We start from the raw sequence: 21,251 nt of genomic DNA, 5'->3' as shown, positions 1-21,251 counted from the left end.
GTGGCCCGGCCCTTTATATATGATTAACTTAACAAGATTAAACGGCAAAGAGTTTTCGTTGAATGCTCTATACATAGAGACGGTGGAATCTTTTCCGGATACAACGATAACACTTACAAACGGTCATAAATATGTTGCGTTGGAATCCCGAGAAGAAGTACACGCTCAAATTTCTCGATTTTACAAGGGAATACATATATTAGCGAACCCCCATATAAGAGGTGAAGAACATGAAGAGTAAAAATAAACTGCTAACGATCATGCTCATTATTTTAGTATCCATTACTTTAGTAGGTGTCATCGCTTTGTTAATTATTTTTCAACTAAACAAAGGTGATGAAGAAACAGGACCGACCATTGATGAAATAGTTGAATCATCGGTCGATATTTCAGAAATTACGACGAACCTTGCAACGAATAAATTCATTCGTATTTCGTTAAAAGTGCAAACGGATAATCCAAAAGCTGCAGAAGAACTTACAAAACGGGATTTCCAAGTAAAAAACATTGTCATAACAGAGCTATCTGAAATGACTCCAGAAGATTTAGAAGGTAAGCAAGGAAAAGCAAATTTCCAATCGTCCTTAAAAACGAAAATTAATGAGTTAATGGATGAAGGTGAAGTGCAGCAAGTTTATATAACTTCTTATATAATTCAGTAAAGTAATATTTTTTGAATGGAGGTGGGCGGATTGGCAGGAGATATATTATCTCAATCGGAAATAGATGCGTTGTTAAGTGCTCTTTCAACAGGCGAAATGACAGCAGATGAGATGAAAAGTGAGCAGGAAGCTAAAAAAGTTAGAGTATATGACTTTAAGCGAGCGCTTCGTTTCTCAAAAGATCAAATACGAAGTTTAACACGAATTCATGAAAATTTTGCTCGTTTATTAACAACATTTTTTTCTGCCCAATTAAGATCGTACGTACAAATTTCCGTTGTATCGGTGGATCAAATACCGTTTGAAGAATTTATTCGTTCGGTGCCACATATGACGCTTATCAATGTGTTTGAAGTTCCCCCACTAGAAGGAAATATTTTAATGGAGATTAATCCAAATATCGCATACACGATGTTGGATCTATTAATGGGTGGTCGAGGCGAAACACATACAAAGAATTATAACTTAACGGAGATTGAAACGAAAATAATGACGAACTTATTTGAACGTTCGTTTGATAATCTCAGAGAGGCTTGGGCTAATATTGCGGATATTGATCCAATACTTACGGAGCTAGAAGTCAATCCACAATTTTTACAGATGATTTCTCCAAACGAAACAGTTGTTGTTATTTCGTTTAATACGATTATTGGGGAAACAAGTGGAATGATTAATATTTGTATACCACATGTCGTTTTGGAACCAATTGTCCCTAACTTATCGGTGCGATATTGGATGCAAACGAATAAAAAAGAGGTTTCACCTGAGCAGTTGAAAGTACTTGAAAAACGGGTGAAATCAGCAGAGATTCCAATAGTTGCGGAAATAGGTTCTACCGATATTTCCATAGAAGACTTGTTGTACTTACAACTAGGGGATGTTATCCAGTTGAATACTAAAATAGACGATCCTTTAACGGTTAAGGTTGGGAATATTCCAAAATTCAAAGCACAACCCGGAAAACTAAAAAAACGAATGGCTGTACAAGTCATGGAAACATTGAAAGGAGGAGAGGATGATGATGAGTGATGATATGCTCTCCCAAGAAGAAATTGAGGCCCTCCTAAGAGGAACTACATTGGAAGAAGAAAAAAGAAATCAAGATACTAAAGAGATCATTAATATAGAAGATTATTTGGATGATTTTGCACAAGATACACTTGGAGAGATTGGAAATATCTCTTTTGGTAGTTCCGCTACGGCATTGTCAGCTCTTTTAGGTCAAAAAGTAGAAATAACGACTCCACATCTTAGCATGATTAATCGTTCCAAATTACAAGAGGAATTTCCACATCCATATGTAGCGGTACAGGTACACTATACAGCTGGACTCACGGGGATGAATCTTCTTGTGATTAAACAATCAGATGCGACGATTATTGCAGATTTAATGCTTGGTGGAGACGGGATTGATCCAAAACCAGAGCTGAGTGAAATCCAGTTAAGTGCAGTGCAAGAAGCGATGAATCAAATGATGGGCTCAGCTGCAACATCCATGTCGACTGTATTTAATAAAAAAGTAGATATTTCTCCGCCTTCTATTGATTTGATGAATTTATTAGCAGGTGAAGGTAAGGATGCCATACCAAACGATGAAATGTTGATAAAAGTATCGTTCCGCTTAAAAATTGGCGAATTAATCGATTCGAATATTATGCAATTACTACCATTAGAATTCGGCTTAAATTTAGTTAAATCGCTAATGGGGGAAGAAGTGGAGCAAGAAGCTGCTGCAACCATTATGGAAGAAAGAGTAGACACTACTCCAACACAAAATCATGTGGCACCAGCGGAGCTCGTACACGAACCAATTCAAGAACAAGCGCCAATGCAATTTACTCAACCGCGCAAAGTCGCGCCACAAGTTGAAGTGCAACAAGCACAATTCGCTAGTTTTGAAGCACCGAGTCTATCACAAAATGAATCGAGAAATTTGAATTTACTACTTGATATACCGTTACAAGTAACAGTAGAATTAGGTCGTACAAAAAGAACTGTGAAAGACATATTGGAACTAACAAGCGGTTCTATTATTGAACTGGATAAATTAGCTGGGGAACCAGTTGATATATTAGTGAATAATAGACATATTGCTAAAGGGGAAGTCGTTGTAATCGATGAAAACTTCGGTGTTCGTATTACCGATATTCTAAGCCAAGCAGATCGTATTAACAATTTAAAATAAGTACTGGAGGAGACATATAATGTCGAAAAGAATTTTAATAGTGGACGATGCAGCATTTATGCGCATGATGATAAAAGATATTTTATCAAAAAACGGATTTGAAGTAGTAGGAGAAGCTGCAGACGGGGTACAAGCTATCGAGAAATATGCAGAGCTGAAACCAGATTTAGTAACAATGGATATTACGATGCCGGAAATGGATGGAATTGCTGCATTAAAAGAAATAAAAGCAAAAGATCCAAATGCAGTTATTATTATGTGTTCCGCTATGGGGCAACAAGCAATGGTCATTGACGCTATTCAAGCTGGCGCAAAAGATTTTATCGTAAAACCTTTTCAAGCCGACAGAGTAATTGAAGCAATTTCCAAAGCAATCGGGTAATACAATGATGAGGAAATTTACCCTCGTTTTTTGTGTCATCTCCACATTATTTTTACTGTTTGAACAAGACGCATATGCGGCTATAGATCCGAATGGAAGCATTGAAGAATATTATAACAAAGCCAAGACCAATAGTTCAGAAGAACAACCTGCTTCCAATGTGGAACAAGAACAAACAGAAGAGATCGCTACGGATCCAGTATCTGTTACCGCTTGGGATTATGTGAAAATGATCTTCGCTTTACTATTTGTTGTGTTATTACTTTATGGTCTATTACGATTTGTGAATAGTAGAAATAAGACGTTTCAACACAATCAGCTAATACAAAATTTAGGTGGAGTTGGCGTTAGTCAAGGTAAATCTGTTCAGTTATTACAAGTTGGCAATTCTCTATTTTTAGTTGGAATTGGAGAAGATATTACTTTATTAAAAGAAATAGAGGATCCAGAAGAAATAGAGAAGCTAACGAAAATATATGAAGAAAAACAAGATATCGGTAAAACAGTTCCATACATATCAGAACTAGTTCATCGTTTAAAAGAAAATGTATCTTCTAAGTCGAAAAATAATGAGCAAAAAAATCCATCATTTAACGAAACGTTCCAAAAAAAGTTACGAGAAATTAAAAAAGACCGTAGTGATGTATTAAAGGATTGGAAGACAAAGGAGCGCGAAAAAAATGAATGATTTTGTCCAGTTCTTTTCGGACAGTGATCCGTCAAATGTCTCTACTTCAATCAAGTTAATGCTATTGCTTACGGTTTTATCTTTGGCACCAAGCATTTTAATATTAATGACAAGTTTTGCTCGAATCGTTATTATTCTTTCCTTTGTTCGGACGGCACTTGCCACACAGCAAATGCCTCCGAATCAGGTCATTGTTGGTCTGGCGTTATTTTTGACTTTCTTCATCATGGCGCCTACTTTCCAGCAAGTGAATGAAGAAGCCTTAACTCCACTTTTCAATGAAGAGATAACATTGGAGCAAGCGTATGAAAATGCGAGTGGCCCATTTAAAGAGTTTATGAGCAAGCATACGAGGCAAAAAGATTTAGAATTATTTTTACGTTATACAGAAGCAGAACGGCCGGAATCGATTGAAGATATTCCATTAACCGTGATGGTTCCTGCATTTGCCCTAAGCGAGATAAAAACCGCTTTTCAAATTGGGTTTATGATTTTTATTCCATTTTTAGTAATTGATATGATCGTTGCCAGTGTATTAATGTCAATGGGGATGATGATGTTACCACCTGTTATGATCTCATTGCCGTTTAAAATATTATTGTTTGTATTAGTGGATGGATGGTATTTAGTCATGAAATCCATATTACAAAGTTTTTAGGAGCTGATTGTCATGAATAATGAAATGGTTATTTCGATTGCGGAAAGAGCAATTTGGGTCATTCTTCTTGCATCAGGTCCTCTTCTTTTGGTCGCTTTAATAACTGGTCTTGCAGTAAGTATTTTTCAGGCAACGACACAAATACAAGAACAAACACTTGCATTTGTACCTAAAATTGTGGCTGTGTTAGTTGCCATTGTTTTTTTCGGGCCTTGGATGTTATCGCAAGTGACATCTTATGCTGCAGATATATTTGAAAATTTAATAAGATACATTGGTTGAGCATATGGAACAAATCATACCTAGCTTAACTGTACTATTACTAATCATTGCAAGAGTTTCCGCCTTTTTCGTCATTTTGCCTCTTTTTTCGCATCGTACAGTACCTGCATCGCACCGGATTGCTTTTGCGGTTATTCTTTCGTGGATGATGTATTATACGATGGATGTGGAACCATTTGAAGTGAATGGGGATTATATATTATTAATTATAAAAGAAGTAATGGTGGGACTGTTTATTGGATTACTCGCTTTTATCATTATGTCCGCCGTCCAAATTGCCGGCGGGTTTATCGACTTTCAGATGGGCTTTGCGATTGCGAATGTTATTGATCCGCAAACTGGCGCACAAAGTCCGTTAATCGGTCAATTTCTAAATACACTAGCACTCCTGTTGTTACTTGCCTTAAATGGTCATCATTTACTGTTAGATGGTGTTTTCTATAGTTATCAATTTATCCCAATGGAGCTTCCATGGCCTGCATTTGGACAAGAAAATTATGTGGAGTTTATTATGAAAACCTTTGCGGGGATATTTGCGGTAGCCTTTCAAATGTCTATACCAATCGTGGCAACACTATTTTTAGTAGATATTGCATTAGGTATTACGGCAAGAACCGTTCCACAGTTAAATATCTTCGTGGTCGGATTTCCGATTAAAATAGGAGTTAGTTTCTTAGTACTCCTTGTTATGATGGGTGTTTTAATGGCAGTTGTTCAAGAAATGTTTGAAATGATGGTCGTCAGTATGCGCGATTTAATGATCATTTTAGGAGGTGGCTAATATGTTTAAACTCCAATTAGATTTACAGTTTTTTGCAGGAGAAAAAACAGAAAAAGCGACCCCTAAAAAAAGGCAAGATTCGCGTAAAAAAGGACAAGTATTAAAAAGCCAAGATGTAACAAGTGCCATTGTGTTACTTTCCGTGTTTTTGTTTTTGTTTTTCTTTGCAGGATTTTTGCGAGCAGAAATCTTCTCTTTTTTTGATGTGACGTTTACGAAATATATGTTAATTGAAACGTTGACAATAGATACGTCGATTGAAATATACAAAGACTTATTAATGGAAATGGCAATCATTTTACTACCAATTATGCTAGTAGCTGTAGTAGCAGCGGTCGCTGCAAACTTTTTTCAATTTGGATTGCTCTTTACAACGGAGCCGCTCAAATTTGATTTGAAAAAGATAGATCCTATTAAAGGATTGAAACGTATTTTTTCGCTTAAAGCAATTATTGAGTTATTGAAATCGATATTGAAGATTTCATTTATCGGATCTGTAACAACGCTTATCTTATGGATGAATCTAGAACAAGTGCTATCATTGTCCTTTAAAACAGCTTGGGATACATTATCGACCGTTGGATGGTTAACGGGCATGATGGGGATAGCGGCATCTGTTGTGTTGTTATTTATATCGATATTAGATTTCTTTTATCAGCGATTTGACTATGAAAAAAACTTAAAAATGTCGAAGCAAGACATTAAAGATGAACATAAAAACTCGGAGGGAGATCCGATTATTAAATCTCGTATAAGACAAAGGCAAAGGGAAATGGCGATGCGTCGCATGATGCAAGAAGTTCCGACGGCTGATGTAGTTATTACAAACCCAACCCATTTTGCCATTGCGCTAAAGTACGATGATGAATCGATGGATGCCCCTATAGTTGTAGCTAAAGGAGCCGATCTTGTGGCTCAAAAGATCAAGCTTATTGCTAAAGAAAATGATGTCGTGATGGTTGAAAATAGACCACTTGCTAGAGCAATGTTTGACCAAGTGGAAATCGGCCAACGAATTCCGGATGAATTTTTCAAAGCAGTGGCAGAAGTGCTGGCTTATGTATATCGAATTAAACAAAAAATTTAAAGGCAAAGATTGAGGTGGAAGTATATGCAAATCCGCGATATATCCGTTTTAGCAGCTGTAATTTCAATTGTGGCTATGCTAGTAATACCTCTTCCTCATTGGTTATTAAGTTTTCTGATAATAGTTAATATTACCATAGCTTTATTGATTTTAATGACTGCTATGAATATGCAAGAGGCTTTACAGTTTTCCGTTTTCCCTACCGTCGTATTACTTGTAACTTTGTTTAGACTCGCACTGAACGTCTCGACTACGAGAGCAATTTTAGCTGAAGGTGATGCTGGTAAAGTAGTTGAAACTTTCGGTACGTTCGTAACAGGTGGGAATCTTTTAGTTGGTTTAGTAGTATTTGCTATTTTAGTTATTATCAATTTCATTGTTATTACTAAAGGGGCAGAACGTGTATCTGAAGTTGCCGCTCGTTTTACCTTGGATGCTATGCCTGGTAAACAAATGAGTATCGATGCGGATTTAAATGCTGGGATGATTTCAGAAAAAGAGGCTAGAGAAAGACGTGAAAAAGTTAGTGGAGAAGCTGACTTTTATGGAGCTATGGATGGTGCTACGAAATTCGTAAAAGGGGATGCAATAGCAGGTATTATTATTGTAATTATTAACCTTGTATTTGGGATTATCATTGGTGTTGTTCAATTTGGTCTTCCTTTAGCTGAAGCGGCGGTTCTTTTCTCTACATTAACTGTTGGGGATGGTCTTGTTTCACAAATTCCTGCATTATTAATCTCTACAGCAACTGGTATCGTTGTTACAAGGGCCGCATCTAAAGGTAATTTAGGTGGAGACATAACGAGCCAATTATTTAATCAGCCAAAACTCCTGTATGTTGCCGCGGCTACAATAGCTTTACTTGGTATTATTACTCCGATTGGAATATTACTCACATTCCCAGTTTCGATTGCACTTGCAATAGGAGCATATATGATATCGAAAAGTAGTAAAGAAAGTCCAGATGAAATCGAAGAATATGAAGAGGAAGTTGCAACGGATACGATGAAAAGCCCTGAAAATGTTATCAATCTATTAAATGTGGATCCGATTGAATTTGAATTCGGTTATGGACTAATCCCTTTAGTAGATACTGCACAGGGCGGTGATTTACTCGATCGTGTGGTTATGATTCGTAGACAGTTAGCACTTGAACTTGGGGTAGTCATTCCAGTTGTTCGTATTCGGGATAATATCCAACTACAACCGAATGAATATCGTATTAAAATTAAAGGAAATGAGATGGCAAGAGGAGAACTATTACTTGATCACTATTTAGCTATGAGTCCCGGAGATGATGATTCGATTGAAGGAATTGATACAATTGAACCTTCTTTTGGATTACCTGCAAAATGGATAACGGAGTCAATAAAAGAAGAAGCCGAAATACTTGGTTATACAGTCGTGGATCCACCGAGTGTTGTATCCACTCATATGACGGAAATTATTCGAAACAATGCGCATGAATTACTGGGTCGTCAAGAAACAAAACAGTTAATTGATCATATTAGAGAAACCTATCCAATCCTTGTGGATGAACTAACGCCAACACCTTTAACTGTCGGAGAAATTCAAAAAGTGTTAGGTAATTTATTGCGTGAGCATGTGTCCATCCGTAATTTGCCAATCATTTTTGAAACCCTTGCCGATTATTCAAAAATGACGTCTGATGTCGATATATTAACCGAATATACGAGACAATCGTTAGCAAAACAAATAACAACGCAATATGCAGGGAATAATCATGTTTTAAAAGTGTTAACCGTTTCTGGAAGAGTAGAAAAGTTAGTAGCGGATAGTATCCAGCAAACTGAGCATGGGAACTATCTATCTATAGATCCAAACGATTCACAAACAATTCTAGAATCCATGGCAAAAGAAATAGAACGAGCATCTTTAATGGAGCAATCGCCAATTGTTTTATGTTCTCCTGCGGTACGCATGTACATACGACAAATGACAGAACGGTATTTTCCTCAAATTCCGATTCTTTCTTACAACGAACTAGAGTCATCTATTGAGGTACAAAGTGTTGGGGTGGTGAATGTAGAGTGAAAATGAAAAAATTTACGGCTAGTACTATGCCAGAGGCGATGAAACTAATTCGAAAAGAATTGGGAGAAGAGGCGGTCATATTAAATTCTAAAGCTGTCTATTCGAAGGGCTTTTTAGGTCTGTTTAAAAAGAAATCAATTGAAGTATTAGCGGGAATGGATTCGATTGATAGTCCAGCACCAATGATAGAAAAACCAATTATTCAACAAGTACAAGAAGATACTAATTCGGTTGCGATCAAAAGAGAATTAGAAGACTTAAAACAAATGGTAAAGTCGATCGGACGTCAAAAACCGAATAGGACCTATCCGGATGAACTGGAAGCTCTTATTCATCATTTGAAGGAGCAAGAATTAGCAGAGGAGCTTATCACATCGATTAGTGATGAGCTTTTCGTGCATATGAAAAAAAACGAGGGCCGTATTTCAATAGAAGTGCAGCAAAAGTTGGCGAAAGATTACTTGAAATCTCAGCTTGAGGCTTTCCCATTTGGTGGTATTTCGTATAAAAAGAAATATATTAACGTACTGGGGCCGACTGGAGTTGGAAAAACGACGACTATTGCTAAAATGGCTGCTCGTGCTGTATTAGAAAAAAAGAAAAAAGTTGGATTTATTACGACGGATACATACCGAATTGCAGCAATTGAACAATTAAAAACGTATGCCGGATTATTACAAGCACCAATTGAAATTGTCTACAACGAACAAGATTTGCAACAAGCGATGCATAAATTTGAAGCATTAGATGTTGTATTTATCGATACAGCAGGACGAAATTATAAAGAAGCAAAATTCGTGGAAGACCTACAAGAACTAATTGACTTAAAAGAAAACACCGAAACATTTCTTGTATTATCATCTACGTCTAAACAGAAGGATATGGAAGTAATCATTGAACAATTCAAGGATTTTCCAATTGAAAAATTTATTTTTACAAAAGTAGATGAGACAAATTCTATTGGCTCAATTATTAATTTAATGGTTAAATATAAGAAGGGACTTGCTTACTATACGGATGGTCAAGAAGTCCCGGAAGATATTATGGAAGCTAGTCTAGATGAATTACTCGAGATATTTTTTAAAGGGGATTCGTTATGAGAGATCAAGCTGAAGAGTTACGGATGCGAATGCTTCGAAGTCAACAAAAGCTAGGTCGATCTATTGCCGTTGTCAGTGGAAAAGGTGGAGTTGGAAAAAGTAATTTTTCCATGAATTTTACAACAACTTTAAGTGCAATAGGTAAAAAAGTAGTACTAATTGATATGGACATCGGTATGGGGAATATTCATATATTGCTCGGAAAAACTGTACCTACCAATTTGAAAGATTACTTAGTCGGAGAAAAAACGATTGAAGAAGTCATGTTCGAAGGACCAAATAACCTACAATACATTTCTGGAGGTTCAGGCCTTTCGGGTGTGATGGAGTGGAACGACAAAATGTTCAATCGCCTAATCGAAGCGTTTGAATATTTACAAAAAAATTATGATTACATCGTATTTGATATGGGTGCTGGTGCAACAAGTCAAACATTAGATTTACTAGTCTCCGTTGACGATATTATTGTTATTACTACCGCAGAACCGACTTCCATCACAGATGCATATTCTATGATGAAGTTTATCTATTTCAAAGATCCGGATAAGAACTTCTTTTTACTTTGCAATCGAGCATTCTCGGAAGAAGAAGGGTCTGATACGACGTCTAGGTTAAAACTTGCGATGTCTAAGTTCTTATCAAAAGAAATTGTCGTACTTGGATCTTTACCAGAAGACCCAGTCGTACGTATGTCCGTGAAAGAACAAGTTCCTTTTTCTATCTTATATCCAAATGCCGATATTACCAAAAAGTTAAAACAAATGGTAAGTAGCTTTACTTCTATTGAAGTAGAAGAAAATGATATTCCAAACCAAAATACATTCATATCTCGGTTGAAAAATCTATTTTCGAGGAGGTCATGAGCTAGTGGTTCTTTTGCCAAAAAAGAAATTATTAATTGTTGATGACTCTGCGTTTATGCGTAAGTTGATAGGTGATTTTTTCAAAGAAAGTAATGTAATAGAAGTGGTTGGGATTGCACGGAACGGGAAAGATGCCATTCAAAAAATAAAAGCATTAAAACCTGATGTTGTTACGCTAGACGTGGAGATGCCTGAAATGAATGGGTTAGACGCGTTGAAACAAATCATGACAGAAACTCCTGTTGCGGTAGTGATGTTGTCTAGTACGACACAAAAAGGTACAGAAATTACGCTTCAAGCAATGGCGTATGGTGCAGTGGACTTTGTCGCTAAGCCAAGCGGGACGATTTCATTAGATTTACATAAGATTAAAGAAGAACTAGTAGAGAAAGTCGAAAATGCGGCTCAAGTAACCATTAGTAAACTAAATAAAGAAACTACGAAGCTTTTAAAAACAAAGCCTACATTACTAGATAGAAAAACAATAGCAAACAACTTAATGAGTACAAAAAGAGTGTCCAAATGGAGTAAAGCAACTAAAAAAATGGTATTGATCGGCACGTCTACAGGTGGTCCGAGAGCATTGCAAGAGGTGATCACCAAGCTTCCGAAAAACATACCAGCTCCTGTGCTCATTGTACAACATATGCCTGCCGGATTTACTAAATCTTTAGCTGAAAGACTCAATCAATTAGCTGAAATTGAAGTGAAAGAAGCGGAAAATGGAGATATTATTCGCAATGGTCATGCTTATATTGCTCCTGGTGGATACCATATGAAGATACAAAAAATAGGAAGTACATATAGCATTATTTTAGATAACGAAGAAGCGCCTAGAGCGGGACATAGACCGGCTGTAGATGTGCTATTCGAAGAAAGTAGTCACTATAATGATTTCGATAAAATTGCCGTAATTATGACAGGGATGGGATCAGATGGTTCCAAAGGACTTATGCAACTGAAGAAAAATGGCAATGTAGTAGCTATCGCTGAATCGGCGGAATCATGCATTGTATATGGCATGCCAAAGGCAGCAGTGGAAACGAATCTAGTAAACGAAATAGTAGACCTAGAAAATATCGCAAAAGCTATCATACAATATTTACCTTAAAGGAGTGTTAATAAATGGATACAAGTCAATATTTAGAAATGTTTATCGAAGAGAGTAAAGAACATTTACAAGCTTGTAATGAACACTTATTAGAATTGGAAAAAAATCCAGAAGATATTGCCATTGTAAATGAAGTCTTTCGTTCTGCGCATACGTTAAAAGGTATGTCCGCTACGATGGGTTATGAAGATATTGCAAATTTAACGCATAAAATGGAAAATGTCCTAGACGAAATAAGAAATAATCGTTTGCATGTAACAGCTGATTTACTTGATGTTGTTTTTACAGCAGTAGACCAGTTAGAAGAAATGGTTTTAGATATTGCTGCAGGTGGAAATGGAAAATTAGATGTAGCCGATACAGTACAAAAACTGCATGCAATTGAAATAGGGGAAGAAGCACCAGTTGCAGCAACTACTGTAGAAGAAGTTGTATCTTTAGATTCTTCCAAGGGACAGAATTGGTTAAACTATGATGATTACGAGTTAACTGTCATTCAACAATCCTTGGAGCAAGATTATCATACATATGAAATTTCCGTAAAATTACGGGAAGATTGTTTGTTGAAAGCAGCACGTGTATATATGGTTTTTGAACTACTAGAGAAAATGGGAGATGTAATTAAGTCCTCGCCGTCAGTTGAAAAATTGGAAGCGGAAGATTTTGATGAAGTTTTCTATATTGCTTTAGTAACTACCGAGCCAAAAGATGATGTGCAAAAGAAATTAATGAAAGTGTCCGAGGTTACGGAAGTTGTAGTCCAATCTGTAACATTAGAGCAACTAAAAACACGCCAACAGGATGAATTAAGTAAAGTAGAGAAAACGGAGCAAGTAGTAGTACAAGCACTTGAAGAAACGAGTCAAACGGCTGAATTGAAGCCAGAGAAAAAAGAAAAGTCGTCTACAACAAAAGGGAATACTTCTTCTAGTAGTAAAACAATTCGGGTAAACATTGAACGGTTAGATGTTCTCATGAATCTATTTGAAGAGCTTGTGATTGATCGTGGTCGATTACAGTCGATTTCAGAAGATCTTCGAAACGCTGAATTAGATGAGACGGTTGAACGGATGTCTCGAATTACGGGAGATCTTCAAAATATCATTTTAAATATGCGCATGGTACCTGTGGAAACAGTATTTAACCGATTCCCACGAATGGTAAGACAATTAGCGAGAGACTTAAATAAGAAGATCAGTTTAGAAGTTATTGGTGCAGAAACCGAATTAGATCGTACAGTTATTGATGAAATTGGGGACCCACTTGTTCACCTTATACGTAATTCACTCGATCATGGTATAGAAAGCCCAGAAGTTAGAAAATCAAAAGGTAAACCTGAAGAAGGTACGGTTGTCCTCCGAGCGTACCATAGTGGGAATCATGTCTTTATTGAAATAGAAGACGATGGAGCGGGTATTAATCGGGAAAAAGTGTTGAAGAAAGCTATTTCTAGGGGCATTGTTAGTGAAGAAATTGCTATAACATTAACAGATAAACAAGTTGCAGAACTAATTTTATCTTCTGGTTTTTCTACAGCGGATGTCATTTCAGACGTATCTGGACGAGGCGTTGGTTTAGATGTTGTTAAAACAACGATCGAATCGCTTGGTGGAACAATGGATATTACTTCAACAGAAGGAAAAGGGTCCTTATTTTCGATCCAATTACCATTAACATTGTCTATTATTTCCGTTATGTTAGTTGAACTTGGAGAAGAAATTTACGCAATTCCACTTTCCTCAATTATTGAAACAGCGATTATTCGTTCATCAGATATATTAAATGCACACAATCAAAAGGTCATTGATTTCCGAGGAAAAGTAGTGCCTTTAGTATTTTTGGAAGATGTGTTTGAAGTACCAAGAGAAGATACAAAAGATGAATTCCATTCAGTTGTCATAGTTCGAAAGGGTGACAAATTAGCTGGACTCGTTGTGGATTCGTTTATCGGACAGCAAGAGATTGTTTTGAAATCGCTAGGAGCATACTTGACGAGTGTGTTTGCTATTTCAGGAGCAACTATTTTAGGAAATGGTAAAGTAGCATTAATCGTGGATTGTAATGCATTGATAATATAAGAGTTTATCTTCATTCAGGTGTAGACTCCCACTTCTATAAGTGGTGAGAGGAATGCTATTTTGTTTACTGTTGAGCGGGTGTTGAAACGCCCGCTGAACAAAGAGAAAGCCTCCGGCGGATGTCACAGAGGCGTAATTGATTCTTTTAGGAAGGATGCGAAACTATATGACAGAAGCTATAGACGTTCAAAATTTAAAAGTAGTTGTTTTTCAATTGGCAGATAAGGAATATGTTATTCCGGTCACGCATGTGCAAGGAATTGAAAAATTGACGCATATTACGAGAGTGCCTAAAACACCTTCTTATGTAAAAGGGGTAATAAATTTAAGAGGGGTAGTTACACCAATCATTGACCTAAGAAAGCGTCTCGGACTTTTAGAAAGTGAATTGAATGAATCTTCCCGAATCATCATAATTACGTTAGAAGATATGAACGTAGGTGTAATTGTAGATTCTGCAAATGACGTGTTAGACATTCCAACAGATTCAATAGAACCACAACCAGAAGTAGTCGGCGGATTAGAAGAAGATTATATCGCTGGTGTGGCAAAATTGGGAAGTCGTTTATTAATATTGTTGCATATGCATCTCGTATTAAATCCGATAAAGTCAGGTGTTTAATACATGTATAAAAAAAATATTACATCGATTCATTTAGATGTTTTAAAAGAAATAGGAAATATTGGCGCTGCGCATGCAGCGACCGCACTTTCGACCCTTTTAAACAAAAAAATAGAGATGACCGTTCCTAAAGTAGAAATGGTTTCTTTCGATGATATGATGGATTTAGCAGGGGGTCCTGAAAACGTTGTTGCTGGTATATTTCTTCGAATTGATGGAGATGTAACGGGGAATATGTTTTTTGTATTACCTGTAGAGCAAGCTAACCGCTTCATTCAGTCGCTAGTACAAGATAGTAGTCTGGATTTTCAAACCGGAGAAGTTTCTGAGCTAGCGGCATCTGCCATGCAAGAATTAGGTAATATTCTTTCGGGATCCTATCTATCTGCACTGTCTGATTTTACGAGTCTTAAAATTTATCCATCAGTACCTGCATTAAGTGTAGATATGGTTGGGGCTATTGTTAGTTTTGGTTTAGTAGAAGTTTCTCATGTTAGCGATTATGTTATCGTGATTGATACCGCAATTAATGAGGATAATACAACAACCGGGGAAAGTGTGAAAGGGCATTTCTTCTTGCTGCCTGACCCGGATTCATTTGAAGCTATTTTCAGATCTTTAGGAGTGCAATAGGATGGTTGGACAGGGTCAAGTAGTTAAAGTTGGGATTGCGGATATGAATACAGTGAAAATGCCGGATACGATACGTACTTCTGGTCTCGGCTCATGTGTTGGCGTCGTTTTATACGATGAAAGGTCGCAAATCGCTGGGTTAGTTCATGTTATGCTACCAGATTCTAGTTTAGGTAGAACTGAAACGATTAATGTTGCTAAATTTGCTGATACTGGTATACCTGCTATGATCGAGCAGCTTAAATTAGAAGGGGTACAACCTTTTAGATTACGAGCAAAAATAGCAGGAGGTGCGCAAATGTTCCAATTTACTTCAGGTAAAGATACTATGCGAATTGGACCGCGAAATGTGGAAGCGGTAAAGGAATATTTAAAAAAATATTCGATACCAATTATTTCAGAAGATACAGGTGGTAGTAGCGGAAGAACAATTGAATTTAACCCCGCTAATAATCTATTAAATATTCGAACGGTAAACCAAGGAGTGAGAGATATTTAATGGTTGGCACAATTCTTTCTAATTTTTGGGTAGCCCTTATTGCATTTAGTGCTTACTTTTTCTCATCGTATCCTTTTTTGAATGGTAAGCGTATATTGTGGGATGCAAGTATGTTAGCTTTGTTATTTTTCTTCTTAACATTTATCGCTAGGGCAATCATTGCCTTTGTCATGGTAAATCCGGTGGCTACGGAAGAAGAAATGGCATTCGCTACGCAGAAAGAAATAGATGCAGTGGAGCCTTCTTCTGAAGAACTCGCGAAAATTGTCAAATCTATGTTAAGTGAACAATGAAAGCAGGGGATGTCGATGTTTTCGACTCCTCTTTTTGTGTAGAAATTTGCTATAATATACATATTCATGAGATATATTGGAGAGGAGGGTAATGGTGGCAAAAGAAAATTCGACAGAGGAACAACTCCTTTGGAAGAGATGGATAGAATATAAAGATTCAGAGGCCGGAGATTTACTCATACGAAAGTATACGCCCCTAGTTACCTATCATGTTCAGCGTATTGGCGCAAGCATCCCTAAAAATATATCAAGAGACGAACTGAAAAGCCTAGGTATGATGGGCTTATTTGATGCGCTAAATAAATTCGACTATTCGAGAGAGTTAAAGTTTGATACGTATGCTTCTTTTCGGGTTCGTGGTGCAATTATAGATGGTTTAAGAAAAGAAGATTGGCTTCCAAGATCTTCACGTGAAAAGGCGAAAAGATTAGAAGCTAAAATTGAAGAGCTTGAACAACGATTATTAAGGCATGCATCTGCAGAAGAAATAGCAGATTTTGTCGAAATGCCGGTAGACGATGTTTATCAAACGGTTCAAGAACATTTTTTTTCTAACGTACTATCTATTGATGAACAATTGCAAGAAAACGACGAGGTAGATTCAAAGTCATTTGTGATAAGAGATGATGCTCAAAAAACGCCGGAGCAGCAGATGGTGAAAGAAGAATTACTTCGTGATCTTGCTGGACAAATTCAGCAATTAAACGAAAATGAACAATTAGTTTTGAGTTTGTTTTATACAGAAGAGTTAACATTAACTGTAATTGGCGAAATGCTTGGATTATCAACCTCCAGAATTTCACAAATCCACTCAAAAGCACTGTTCAAGCTAAGAAAGCTTCTTGCAAGTGAAATGATGAATGCATAGAAAAAAGAGTGTTATGTTATCCGTATTATTGCATGTCTGTTGGTTATCCATATTATTCAATGAGTGATAATCGCTTACATTTTTATGTTTCCGCTCAATAAGTAGGAATAATGAGTCTTAAGGAAGTTACCGCCGGGATTTCCGCCCTGTAGCGGAAATCCTAGTGGAATCACGTTAATACGCATTTTATTTAAGCATTTTAGATTGCTTCTAAATTTACAGCTTAAACCAATTGGTATTTTGGTATGTTATCTTAATTCGTTGAGGGAGGCAGTTCGATGAGTTTAAAAGGTGTGGAGCTTCAAATTGCTATTCCGAAAACATTTGACGCAGGAAAAGTCGCAGAGCAACTGCAACAGCAAAGCGCGGTAAACCAAGCGAATGCACAAGCAGCTTCCGAAAGACAACTAGAAAAGAATAGAGAAACAGTCTTAGAATCGAACCAGACAACAGAAGCGAATCTAGAAAACAAAGAAAAAGAACAAGCAGAACAAGAACGCAAAAAGAGAGAAAAAAAAGAACGAGAAATGAAAGAGGCAAAACATCCTTTTAAAGGGAATTTTGTAGATTTTAGTGGATAGGAGCCGGCTATGACGTCTATTATTCTAGTCATATTATTTTTACTTCAAATAATCAGTTTTTACTTCATTGCTTTACTAAATGCAAAACTAACTAAATTTAACAATATGGAGTATAAACAAGAGCAAATCTTGGCTGAAATTGAAGACTCCTTCAGTGCATATATTGCCGAAATCAAAGATGAAAATAATCGTCTTTTACAAGAATTAAATAATACAGATCGTGTTGTAACAGCAACTACGGAAAATGTAGAAGAGAAAGAAAGTACAATAGAAACAACTCCAATTTTTGAAGTTCCTAAAACGTATATATCCAAACAACTTGCAGCAAATAGTTATATAAAAACAGTAGCGGTGACAGAAAAAAAAGAACCAGTTACAATAAAAGAAAAAGTTTTCTTCTATGATTCTGAGGGAAAAAGCATCGATGAAATTGCTAAAATGCTGCAAATCGGCAAAACAGAAGTAGAGCTTTTCTTAAAGTTTAAACATTAAAATAGTTGAAAGTATGAAAAATGTATGGTATATTACAATACGGTATGAATACACACGCAGTTCGGATGGATTTAGCAGGTGCTCTTTTATAAAGAGTAGCTAAAGAAAAATGATGACTGCGGAAGACTAAACCAAACCAGGAGGAATAATCATGTCAGTAATCTCAATGAAACAATTACTAGAGGCTGGTGTACACTTTGGACACCAAACTCGCCGTTGGAACCCAAAAATGAAAAAATACATTTTTGTTGAGCGTAACGGAATCTACATCATCGATCTTCAAAAAACGGTGAAAAAATTAGAAGAAGCTTATGATTTCATGCGTCAAGTAGGTCAAGACGGTGGAAAAGTTCTATTCGTTGGAACTAAAAAACAAGCGCAAGAAGCTATTAAAGAAGAAGCTGAACGTTCAGGTAACTACTATATCAACCAACGTTGGTTAGGTGGTACTTTAACAAACTTCGGTACTATTCAAAAACGTGTAGCTCGTCTAAAAGCGATTGAAAAAATGGAAGAAGACGGTACATTCGATGTACTTCCTAAAAAAGAAGTAGTTCAACTTAAAAAAGAACACGAACGTCTTGTTAAATTCTTAGGCGGTATCCGTGATATGAAAGCTATTCCAGATGTAATGTTCGTAGTTGACCCACGTAAAGAGCGTATTGCTGTTGCGGAGGCACGTAAACTGAACATTCCATTAGTAGGAATCGTTGATACAAACTGTGATCCAGATGAAATCGACTATGTAATTCCAGCAAATGACGACGCAATTCGTGCAGTTAAATTATTAACAGCTAAAATGGCGGATGCATTACTTGAAGCAAGACAAGGTGAAGACGAAGAAGTAACTCCAGCTGAAGTTGCTGCTGAGTAAGACACATGTAGTTAACAGGTGATAAGCGGCCAAACCTCTTATCACCTTTTTTTGAGAAGATGAATTTATTCGTACTAGGAGGAATTTAAAATGGCAGTTACAGCACAAATGGTAAAAGAATTGCGTGAAAAAACTGGCGCAGGTATGATGGATTGTAAAAAAGCTTTAGTACAAACAGACGGTAATTTAGAAGCAGCAATCGACTTTTTACGTGAAAAAGGTCTTTCTTCTGCAGCTAAAAAAGCTGATCGTATCGCTGCTGAAGGTACTACATTTATCCAAATTGAAGGAAACAAAGCTGTACTTTTAGAAATGAATGCAGAAACAGATTTCGTTGCGAAAAACGAAGCTTTCCAACAATTAGTTCAACAAGTTGCTACACATTTATTAGCAACTGAACCAGCTTCAGTAGAAGAAGCTTTAGCTTCTACATTAGAAGAAGGCGTAACAGTAGAAAACGCTATTTCTAACGCAGTTGCAAAAATCGGAGAAAAAATTACACTTCGCCGTTTTGTACTAGAAACTAAAACAGATGCAGATGCATTCGGTCCTTACCTTCACATGGGTGGACGCATTGGTGTTTTAACTGTTCTTGAAGGTTCAACTGACGAGCAAGCAGCTAAAGACGTTGCAATGCACGTTGCAGCACTTAACCCTGCACACATCTCTCGTGACGCAGTATCTGCTGATGAAGTAGAGCGCGAGCGTAAAGTATTAACAGAACAAGCATTAAACGAAGGTAAACCTGAAAATATCGTTGCTAAAATGGTAGAAGGTCGCCTTGGTAAATATTTCGAAGAAGTTTGTTTATTAGATCAATCTTTCGTTAAAAATCCAGATCAAAAAGTAGGCGTATTTGTTGACTCAACTGGTGGTAAACTAGTTTCATTCACTCGCTATGCTGTTGGTGAAGGTATCGAAAAACGTGAAGACAACTTCGCTGAAGAAGTAATGAACCAAGTAAAAGGTAACTAATTTGAATGCAGAAAATACGACAAGTATTTTCGCTAAATAGACAATACTTTTAGGGAACACGCAATTAGTGTTCCCTATTTTTCGACAAAGAGATGGAGGATACCTATGAGCACACCACAATACAAAAGAATCGTTTTAAAATTAAGTGGCGAAGCATTAGCTGGAGAGCAAGGTTTCGGACTATCACCTGAAATTATCAAGTCTGTAGCAGAGCAAGTAAAAGAAGTAGTGGAATTAGGCGTCGAGGTCGCTGTTGTAGTAGGCGGAGGTAACATTTGGCGTGGAAAAGTAGGAAGCGAAATGGGCATGGATCGTGCAACTGCAGATTATATGGGTATGCTTGCTACGGTTATGAATTCACTTGCACTACAAGATTCACTTGAAAAATGCGGGATTGAGACTCGTGTTCAAACTTCCATCGAAATGCGTCAAGTTGCAGAGCCATACATACGACGACGAGCAATTCGTCATTTAGAAAAGAAACGAGTAGTTATTTTTGCAGCTGGAACAGGAAATCCTTACTTCTCAACTGATACAACTGCTGCTTTACGTGCAGCAGAAATAGAAGCGGATGTTATATTAATGGCTAAAAATAATGTAGATGGTGTATATTCTGCAGATCCTAAGACAGATACTACTGCTATTAAATACGATGAGCTATCATTCCTTGAAGTAATCCAACAAGGCTTACAAGTGATGGATTCTACTGCATCTACATTATGTATGGATAATGATATTGCACTTATAGTATTCTCAGTAATGGAAAATGGAAATATTAAAAGGGCTGTACTTGGGGAAACGATTGGTACAGTCGTTAGGAGGAATTCATAATGCCGAAACAAGTAATTGAGCAAACGAAAGATAAAATGGCAAAAACGATTCAAGTGTACACGAGAGAACTTGCGTCTATCCGAGCTGGTCGTGCAAATGCATCTTTGCTTGACAAAATTTCAATCGATTATTATGGTGCTCCAACACCGATTAATCAAATGGCAGGTATTTCGACTCCAGAGGCTCGATTAATCACTATTCAGCCTTACGACAAGTCAATTCTTGGGGAGATTGAAAAGGCAATTTTAAAGTCGGATATAGGTATTACACCTACAAATGACGGGTCGTTAATTCGTTTAGCAGTTCCTGCACTTACGGAAGAACGTCGTAAAGAATTAGTAAAACAAGTGAAAAAAGAAGCAGAAGAAGCAAAAGTGAATATTCGTAACGTTCGCCGTGATGGAAACGATGATCTTAAAAAATTGGAAAAATCGGGTGGCATTACAGAAGATGATTTAAGAAACTACACAGAAGAAATCCAAAAACTGACGGATTCAAATATCGATAAAATCGATTCAATTACGAAAGATAAAGAAAAAGAAATTCTAGAAGTATAACCTATTTCATTAGTGCATCCAAATAATCGTTTGAACTTTTTGTTTGGAAAAGGCGTCCTTTTAGTGGGACGCCTTTTTATATTGCGATATT

General features: G+C 36.8%; 26 protein-coding genes. All 26 read left to right on the top strand.

The window, feature by feature from the left end; genetic code table 11:
- Positions 1 to 19 precede the first annotated feature (19 nt).
- Positions 20 to 241: a flagellar FlbD family protein gene (locus BMZ04_RS00500; RefSeq protein WP_093265401.1), complete on the top strand. Its 222-nt coding sequence runs from the start codon at positions 20 to 22 to the stop codon at positions 239 to 241.
- Entirely contained in the window at positions 231 to 662 is a 432-nt protein-coding gene (gene fliL / locus BMZ04_RS00495) for a flagellar basal body-associated protein FliL (protein WP_093263194.1), read from the top strand. The genes BMZ04_RS00500 and fliL overlap by 11 nt, the downstream gene beginning before the upstream one ends.
- A gap of 30 nt (positions 663 to 692) precedes the next feature.
- Positions 693 to 1,691: a flagellar motor switch protein FliM gene (gene fliM / locus BMZ04_RS00490; RefSeq protein WP_093263190.1), complete on the top strand. Its 999-nt coding sequence runs from the start codon at positions 693 to 695 to the stop codon at positions 1,689 to 1,691.
- Positions 1,684 to 2,847 (top strand): flagellar motor switch phosphatase FliY, encoded by a 1,164-nt coding sequence (gene fliY, locus BMZ04_RS00485; RefSeq protein ID WP_093265399.1) that lies wholly within the window; start codon positions 1,684 to 1,686, stop codon positions 2,845 to 2,847. Before fliM ends, fliY begins: the two co-directional genes overlap by 8 nt.
- 19 nt (positions 2,848 to 2,866) lie before the next feature.
- Entirely contained in the window at positions 2,867 to 3,229 is a 363-nt protein-coding gene (locus BMZ04_RS00480; RefSeq protein WP_093263185.1) for a response regulator, read from the top strand.
- 7 nt (positions 3,230 to 3,236) lie between these two features.
- Positions 3,237 to 3,917, top strand: a complete 681-nt coding sequence (locus tag BMZ04_RS00475) for a flagellar biosynthetic protein FliO (RefSeq protein ID WP_177184264.1) — start codon at positions 3,237 to 3,239, stop codon at positions 3,915 to 3,917.
- A complete protein-coding gene (fliP, locus tag BMZ04_RS00470; protein WP_093263177.1) occupies positions 3,910 to 4,575 on the top strand; it encodes a flagellar type III secretion system pore protein FliP in 666 nt (221 codons plus the stop codon). Before BMZ04_RS00475 ends, fliP begins: the two co-directional genes overlap by 8 nt.
- A gap of 12 nt (positions 4,576 to 4,587) precedes the next feature.
- Positions 4,588 to 4,857, top strand: coding sequence for a flagellar biosynthesis protein FliQ (gene fliQ / locus BMZ04_RS00465; protein ID WP_093263173.1), 270 nt, complete (start codon positions 4,588 to 4,590; stop codon positions 4,855 to 4,857).
- Between the two features lie 4 nt (positions 4,858 to 4,861).
- Positions 4,862 to 5,638, top strand: a complete 777-nt coding sequence (gene fliR / locus BMZ04_RS00460) for a flagellar biosynthetic protein FliR (RefSeq protein WP_093263170.1) — start codon at positions 4,862 to 4,864, stop codon at positions 5,636 to 5,638.
- A gap of 1 nt (position 5,639) precedes the next feature.
- A complete protein-coding gene (flhB, locus tag BMZ04_RS00455; RefSeq protein ID WP_093263165.1) occupies positions 5,640 to 6,725 on the top strand; it encodes a flagellar biosynthesis protein FlhB in 1,086 nt (361 codons plus the stop codon).
- A gap of 24 nt (positions 6,726 to 6,749) precedes the next feature.
- Positions 6,750 to 8,783, top strand: a complete 2,034-nt coding sequence (gene flhA, locus BMZ04_RS00450; protein ID WP_093263161.1) for a flagellar biosynthesis protein FlhA — start codon at positions 6,750 to 6,752, stop codon at positions 8,781 to 8,783.
- On the top strand, positions 8,780 to 9,883 hold the full coding sequence (flhF, locus tag BMZ04_RS00445; RefSeq protein ID WP_093263155.1) for a flagellar biosynthesis protein FlhF: 1,104 nt from the start codon (positions 8,780 to 8,782) through the stop codon (positions 9,881 to 9,883). Before flhA ends, flhF begins: the two co-directional genes overlap by 4 nt.
- Complete coding sequence (locus BMZ04_RS00440; protein WP_093263151.1) at positions 9,880 to 10,746, top strand: MinD/ParA family protein; 867 nt, start codon at positions 9,880 to 9,882, stop codon at positions 10,744 to 10,746. Before flhF ends, BMZ04_RS00440 begins: the two co-directional genes overlap by 4 nt.
- A gap of 4 nt (positions 10,747 to 10,750) precedes the next feature.
- Positions 10,751 to 11,857 carry a protein-glutamate methylesterase/protein-glutamine glutaminase gene (locus BMZ04_RS00435; protein ID WP_093263147.1) on the top strand — a complete coding sequence of 369 codons (1,107 nt, stop codon included), beginning with the start codon at positions 10,751 to 10,753 and terminating at the stop codon, positions 11,855 to 11,857.
- A 14-nt stretch (positions 11,858 to 11,871) separates the two neighbouring features.
- The gene (locus tag BMZ04_RS00430; RefSeq protein WP_093263142.1) at positions 11,872 to 13,935 is read left to right on the top strand and encodes a chemotaxis protein CheA; all 2,064 of its coding nucleotides are present in this window, start codon (positions 11,872 to 11,874) and stop codon (positions 13,933 to 13,935) included.
- 166 nt (positions 13,936 to 14,101) lie between these two features.
- A complete protein-coding gene (locus BMZ04_RS00425) occupies positions 14,102 to 14,557 on the top strand; it encodes a chemotaxis protein CheW (protein WP_093263137.1) in 456 nt (151 codons plus the stop codon).
- 3 nt (positions 14,558 to 14,560) lie between these two features.
- Entirely contained in the window at positions 14,561 to 15,190 is a 630-nt protein-coding gene (locus tag BMZ04_RS00420) for a chemotaxis protein CheC (protein WP_093263133.1), read from the top strand.
- A 1-nt stretch (position 15,191) separates the two neighbouring features.
- Complete coding sequence (locus BMZ04_RS00415) at positions 15,192 to 15,689, top strand: chemotaxis protein CheD (RefSeq protein WP_093263129.1); 498 nt, start codon at positions 15,192 to 15,194, stop codon at positions 15,687 to 15,689.
- Positions 15,689 to 15,982 carry a hypothetical protein gene (locus tag BMZ04_RS00410; protein ID WP_093263126.1) on the top strand — a complete coding sequence of 98 codons (294 nt, stop codon included), beginning with the start codon at positions 15,689 to 15,691 and terminating at the stop codon, positions 15,980 to 15,982. The genes BMZ04_RS00415 and BMZ04_RS00410 overlap by 1 nt, the downstream gene beginning before the upstream one ends.
- A gap of 94 nt (positions 15,983 to 16,076) precedes the next feature.
- Positions 16,077 to 16,850: a FliA/WhiG family RNA polymerase sigma factor gene (locus BMZ04_RS00405; RefSeq protein WP_369802608.1), complete on the top strand. Its 774-nt coding sequence runs from the start codon at positions 16,077 to 16,079 to the stop codon at positions 16,848 to 16,850.
- A gap of 278 nt (positions 16,851 to 17,128) precedes the next feature.
- A complete protein-coding gene (locus BMZ04_RS00400; protein WP_093263120.1) occupies positions 17,129 to 17,431 on the top strand; it encodes a hypothetical protein in 303 nt (100 codons plus the stop codon).
- 9 nt (positions 17,432 to 17,440) lie between these two features.
- Entirely contained in the window at positions 17,441 to 17,923 is a 483-nt protein-coding gene (locus tag BMZ04_RS00395; protein WP_093263116.1) for a DUF6115 domain-containing protein, read from the top strand.
- Positions 17,924 to 18,074: 151 nt separating this feature from the next.
- Positions 18,075 to 18,797 (top strand): 30S ribosomal protein S2, encoded by a 723-nt coding sequence (gene rpsB, locus BMZ04_RS00390; protein WP_093263113.1) that lies wholly within the window; start codon positions 18,075 to 18,077, stop codon positions 18,795 to 18,797.
- Positions 18,798 to 18,887: 90 nt separating this feature from the next.
- Positions 18,888 to 19,772, top strand: a complete 885-nt coding sequence (gene tsf / locus BMZ04_RS00385; RefSeq protein WP_093263109.1) for a translation elongation factor Ts — start codon at positions 18,888 to 18,890, stop codon at positions 19,770 to 19,772.
- A 105-nt stretch (positions 19,773 to 19,877) separates the two neighbouring features.
- The gene (pyrH, locus tag BMZ04_RS00380) at positions 19,878 to 20,603 is read left to right on the top strand and encodes a UMP kinase (RefSeq protein WP_093263105.1); all 726 of its coding nucleotides are present in this window, start codon (positions 19,878 to 19,880) and stop codon (positions 20,601 to 20,603) included.
- Positions 20,603 to 21,160 carry a ribosome recycling factor gene (gene frr, locus BMZ04_RS00375; RefSeq protein ID WP_093263103.1) on the top strand — a complete coding sequence of 186 codons (558 nt, stop codon included), beginning with the start codon at positions 20,603 to 20,605 and terminating at the stop codon, positions 21,158 to 21,160. Before pyrH ends, frr begins: the two co-directional genes overlap by 1 nt.
- Positions 21,161 to 21,251 lie beyond the last annotated feature (91 nt).

It is taken from the genome of Psychrobacillus sp. OK032 (assembly GCF_900111345.1).
Classification (GTDB): Bacteria; Bacillota; Bacilli; order Bacillales_A; family Planococcaceae; genus Psychrobacillus.
The sequence above is the reverse complement of the archived record's forward strand: the minus strand, read 5'-3'. Positions and strand labels throughout refer to the sequence as shown.

Bases quoted from the DNA above. Each gene is read 5' to 3' on its own strand.
- frr (WP_093263103.1), top strand. From the start codon at position 20,603: ATGCCGAAACAAGTAATTGAGCAAACGAAAGATAAAATGGCAAAAACG.
- tsf (WP_093263109.1), top strand. From the start codon at position 18,888: ATGGCAGTTACAGCACAAATGGTAAAAGAATTGCGTGAAAAAACTGGC.
- BMZ04_RS00480 (WP_093263185.1), top strand. From the start codon at position 2,867: ATGTCGAAAAGAATTTTAATAGTGGACGATGCAGCATTTATGCGCATG.
- BMZ04_RS00425 (WP_093263137.1), top strand. From the start codon at position 14,102: ATGACAGAAGCTATAGACGTTCAAAATTTAAAAGTAGTTGTTTTTCAA.
- BMZ04_RS00430 (WP_093263142.1), top strand. From the start codon at position 11,872: ATGGATACAAGTCAATATTTAGAAATGTTTATCGAAGAGAGTAAAGAA.
- fliQ (WP_093263173.1), top strand. From the start codon at position 4,588: ATGAATAATGAAATGGTTATTTCGATTGCGGAAAGAGCAATTTGGGTC.
- BMZ04_RS00415 (WP_093263129.1), top strand. From the start codon at position 15,192: ATGGTTGGACAGGGTCAAGTAGTTAAAGTTGGGATTGCGGATATGAAT.
- BMZ04_RS00420 (WP_093263133.1), top strand. From the start codon at position 14,561: ATGTATAAAAAAAATATTACATCGATTCATTTAGATGTTTTAAAAGAA.
- fliL (WP_093263194.1), top strand. From the start codon at position 231: ATGAAGAGTAAAAATAAACTGCTAACGATCATGCTCATTATTTTAGTA.
- fliR (WP_093263170.1), top strand. From the start codon at position 4,862: ATGGAACAAATCATACCTAGCTTAACTGTACTATTACTAATCATTGCA.
- rpsB (WP_093263113.1), top strand. From the start codon at position 18,075: ATGTCAGTAATCTCAATGAAACAATTACTAGAGGCTGGTGTACACTTT.
- fliP (WP_093263177.1), top strand. From the start codon at position 3,910: ATGAATGATTTTGTCCAGTTCTTTTCGGACAGTGATCCGTCAAATGTC.
- BMZ04_RS00500 (WP_093265401.1), top strand. From the start codon at position 20: ATGATTAACTTAACAAGATTAAACGGCAAAGAGTTTTCGTTGAATGCT.
- BMZ04_RS00440 (WP_093263151.1), top strand. From the start codon at position 9,880: ATGAGAGATCAAGCTGAAGAGTTACGGATGCGAATGCTTCGAAGTCAA.
- BMZ04_RS00475 (WP_177184264.1), top strand. From the start codon at position 3,237: ATGAGGAAATTTACCCTCGTTTTTTGTGTCATCTCCACATTATTTTTA.
- flhB (WP_093263165.1), top strand. From the start codon at position 5,640: ATGTTTAAACTCCAATTAGATTTACAGTTTTTTGCAGGAGAAAAAACA.
- BMZ04_RS00400 (WP_093263120.1), top strand. From the start codon at position 17,129: ATGAGTTTAAAAGGTGTGGAGCTTCAAATTGCTATTCCGAAAACATTT.
- flhA (WP_093263161.1), top strand. From the start codon at position 6,750: ATGCAAATCCGCGATATATCCGTTTTAGCAGCTGTAATTTCAATTGTG.
- BMZ04_RS00410 (WP_093263126.1), top strand. From the start codon at position 15,689: ATGGTTGGCACAATTCTTTCTAATTTTTGGGTAGCCCTTATTGCATTT.
- BMZ04_RS00395 (WP_093263116.1), top strand. From the start codon at position 17,441: ATGACGTCTATTATTCTAGTCATATTATTTTTACTTCAAATAATCAGT.
- fliY (WP_093265399.1), top strand. From the start codon at position 1,684: ATGAGTGATGATATGCTCTCCCAAGAAGAAATTGAGGCCCTCCTAAGA.
- pyrH (WP_093263105.1), top strand. From the start codon at position 19,878: ATGAGCACACCACAATACAAAAGAATCGTTTTAAAATTAAGTGGCGAA.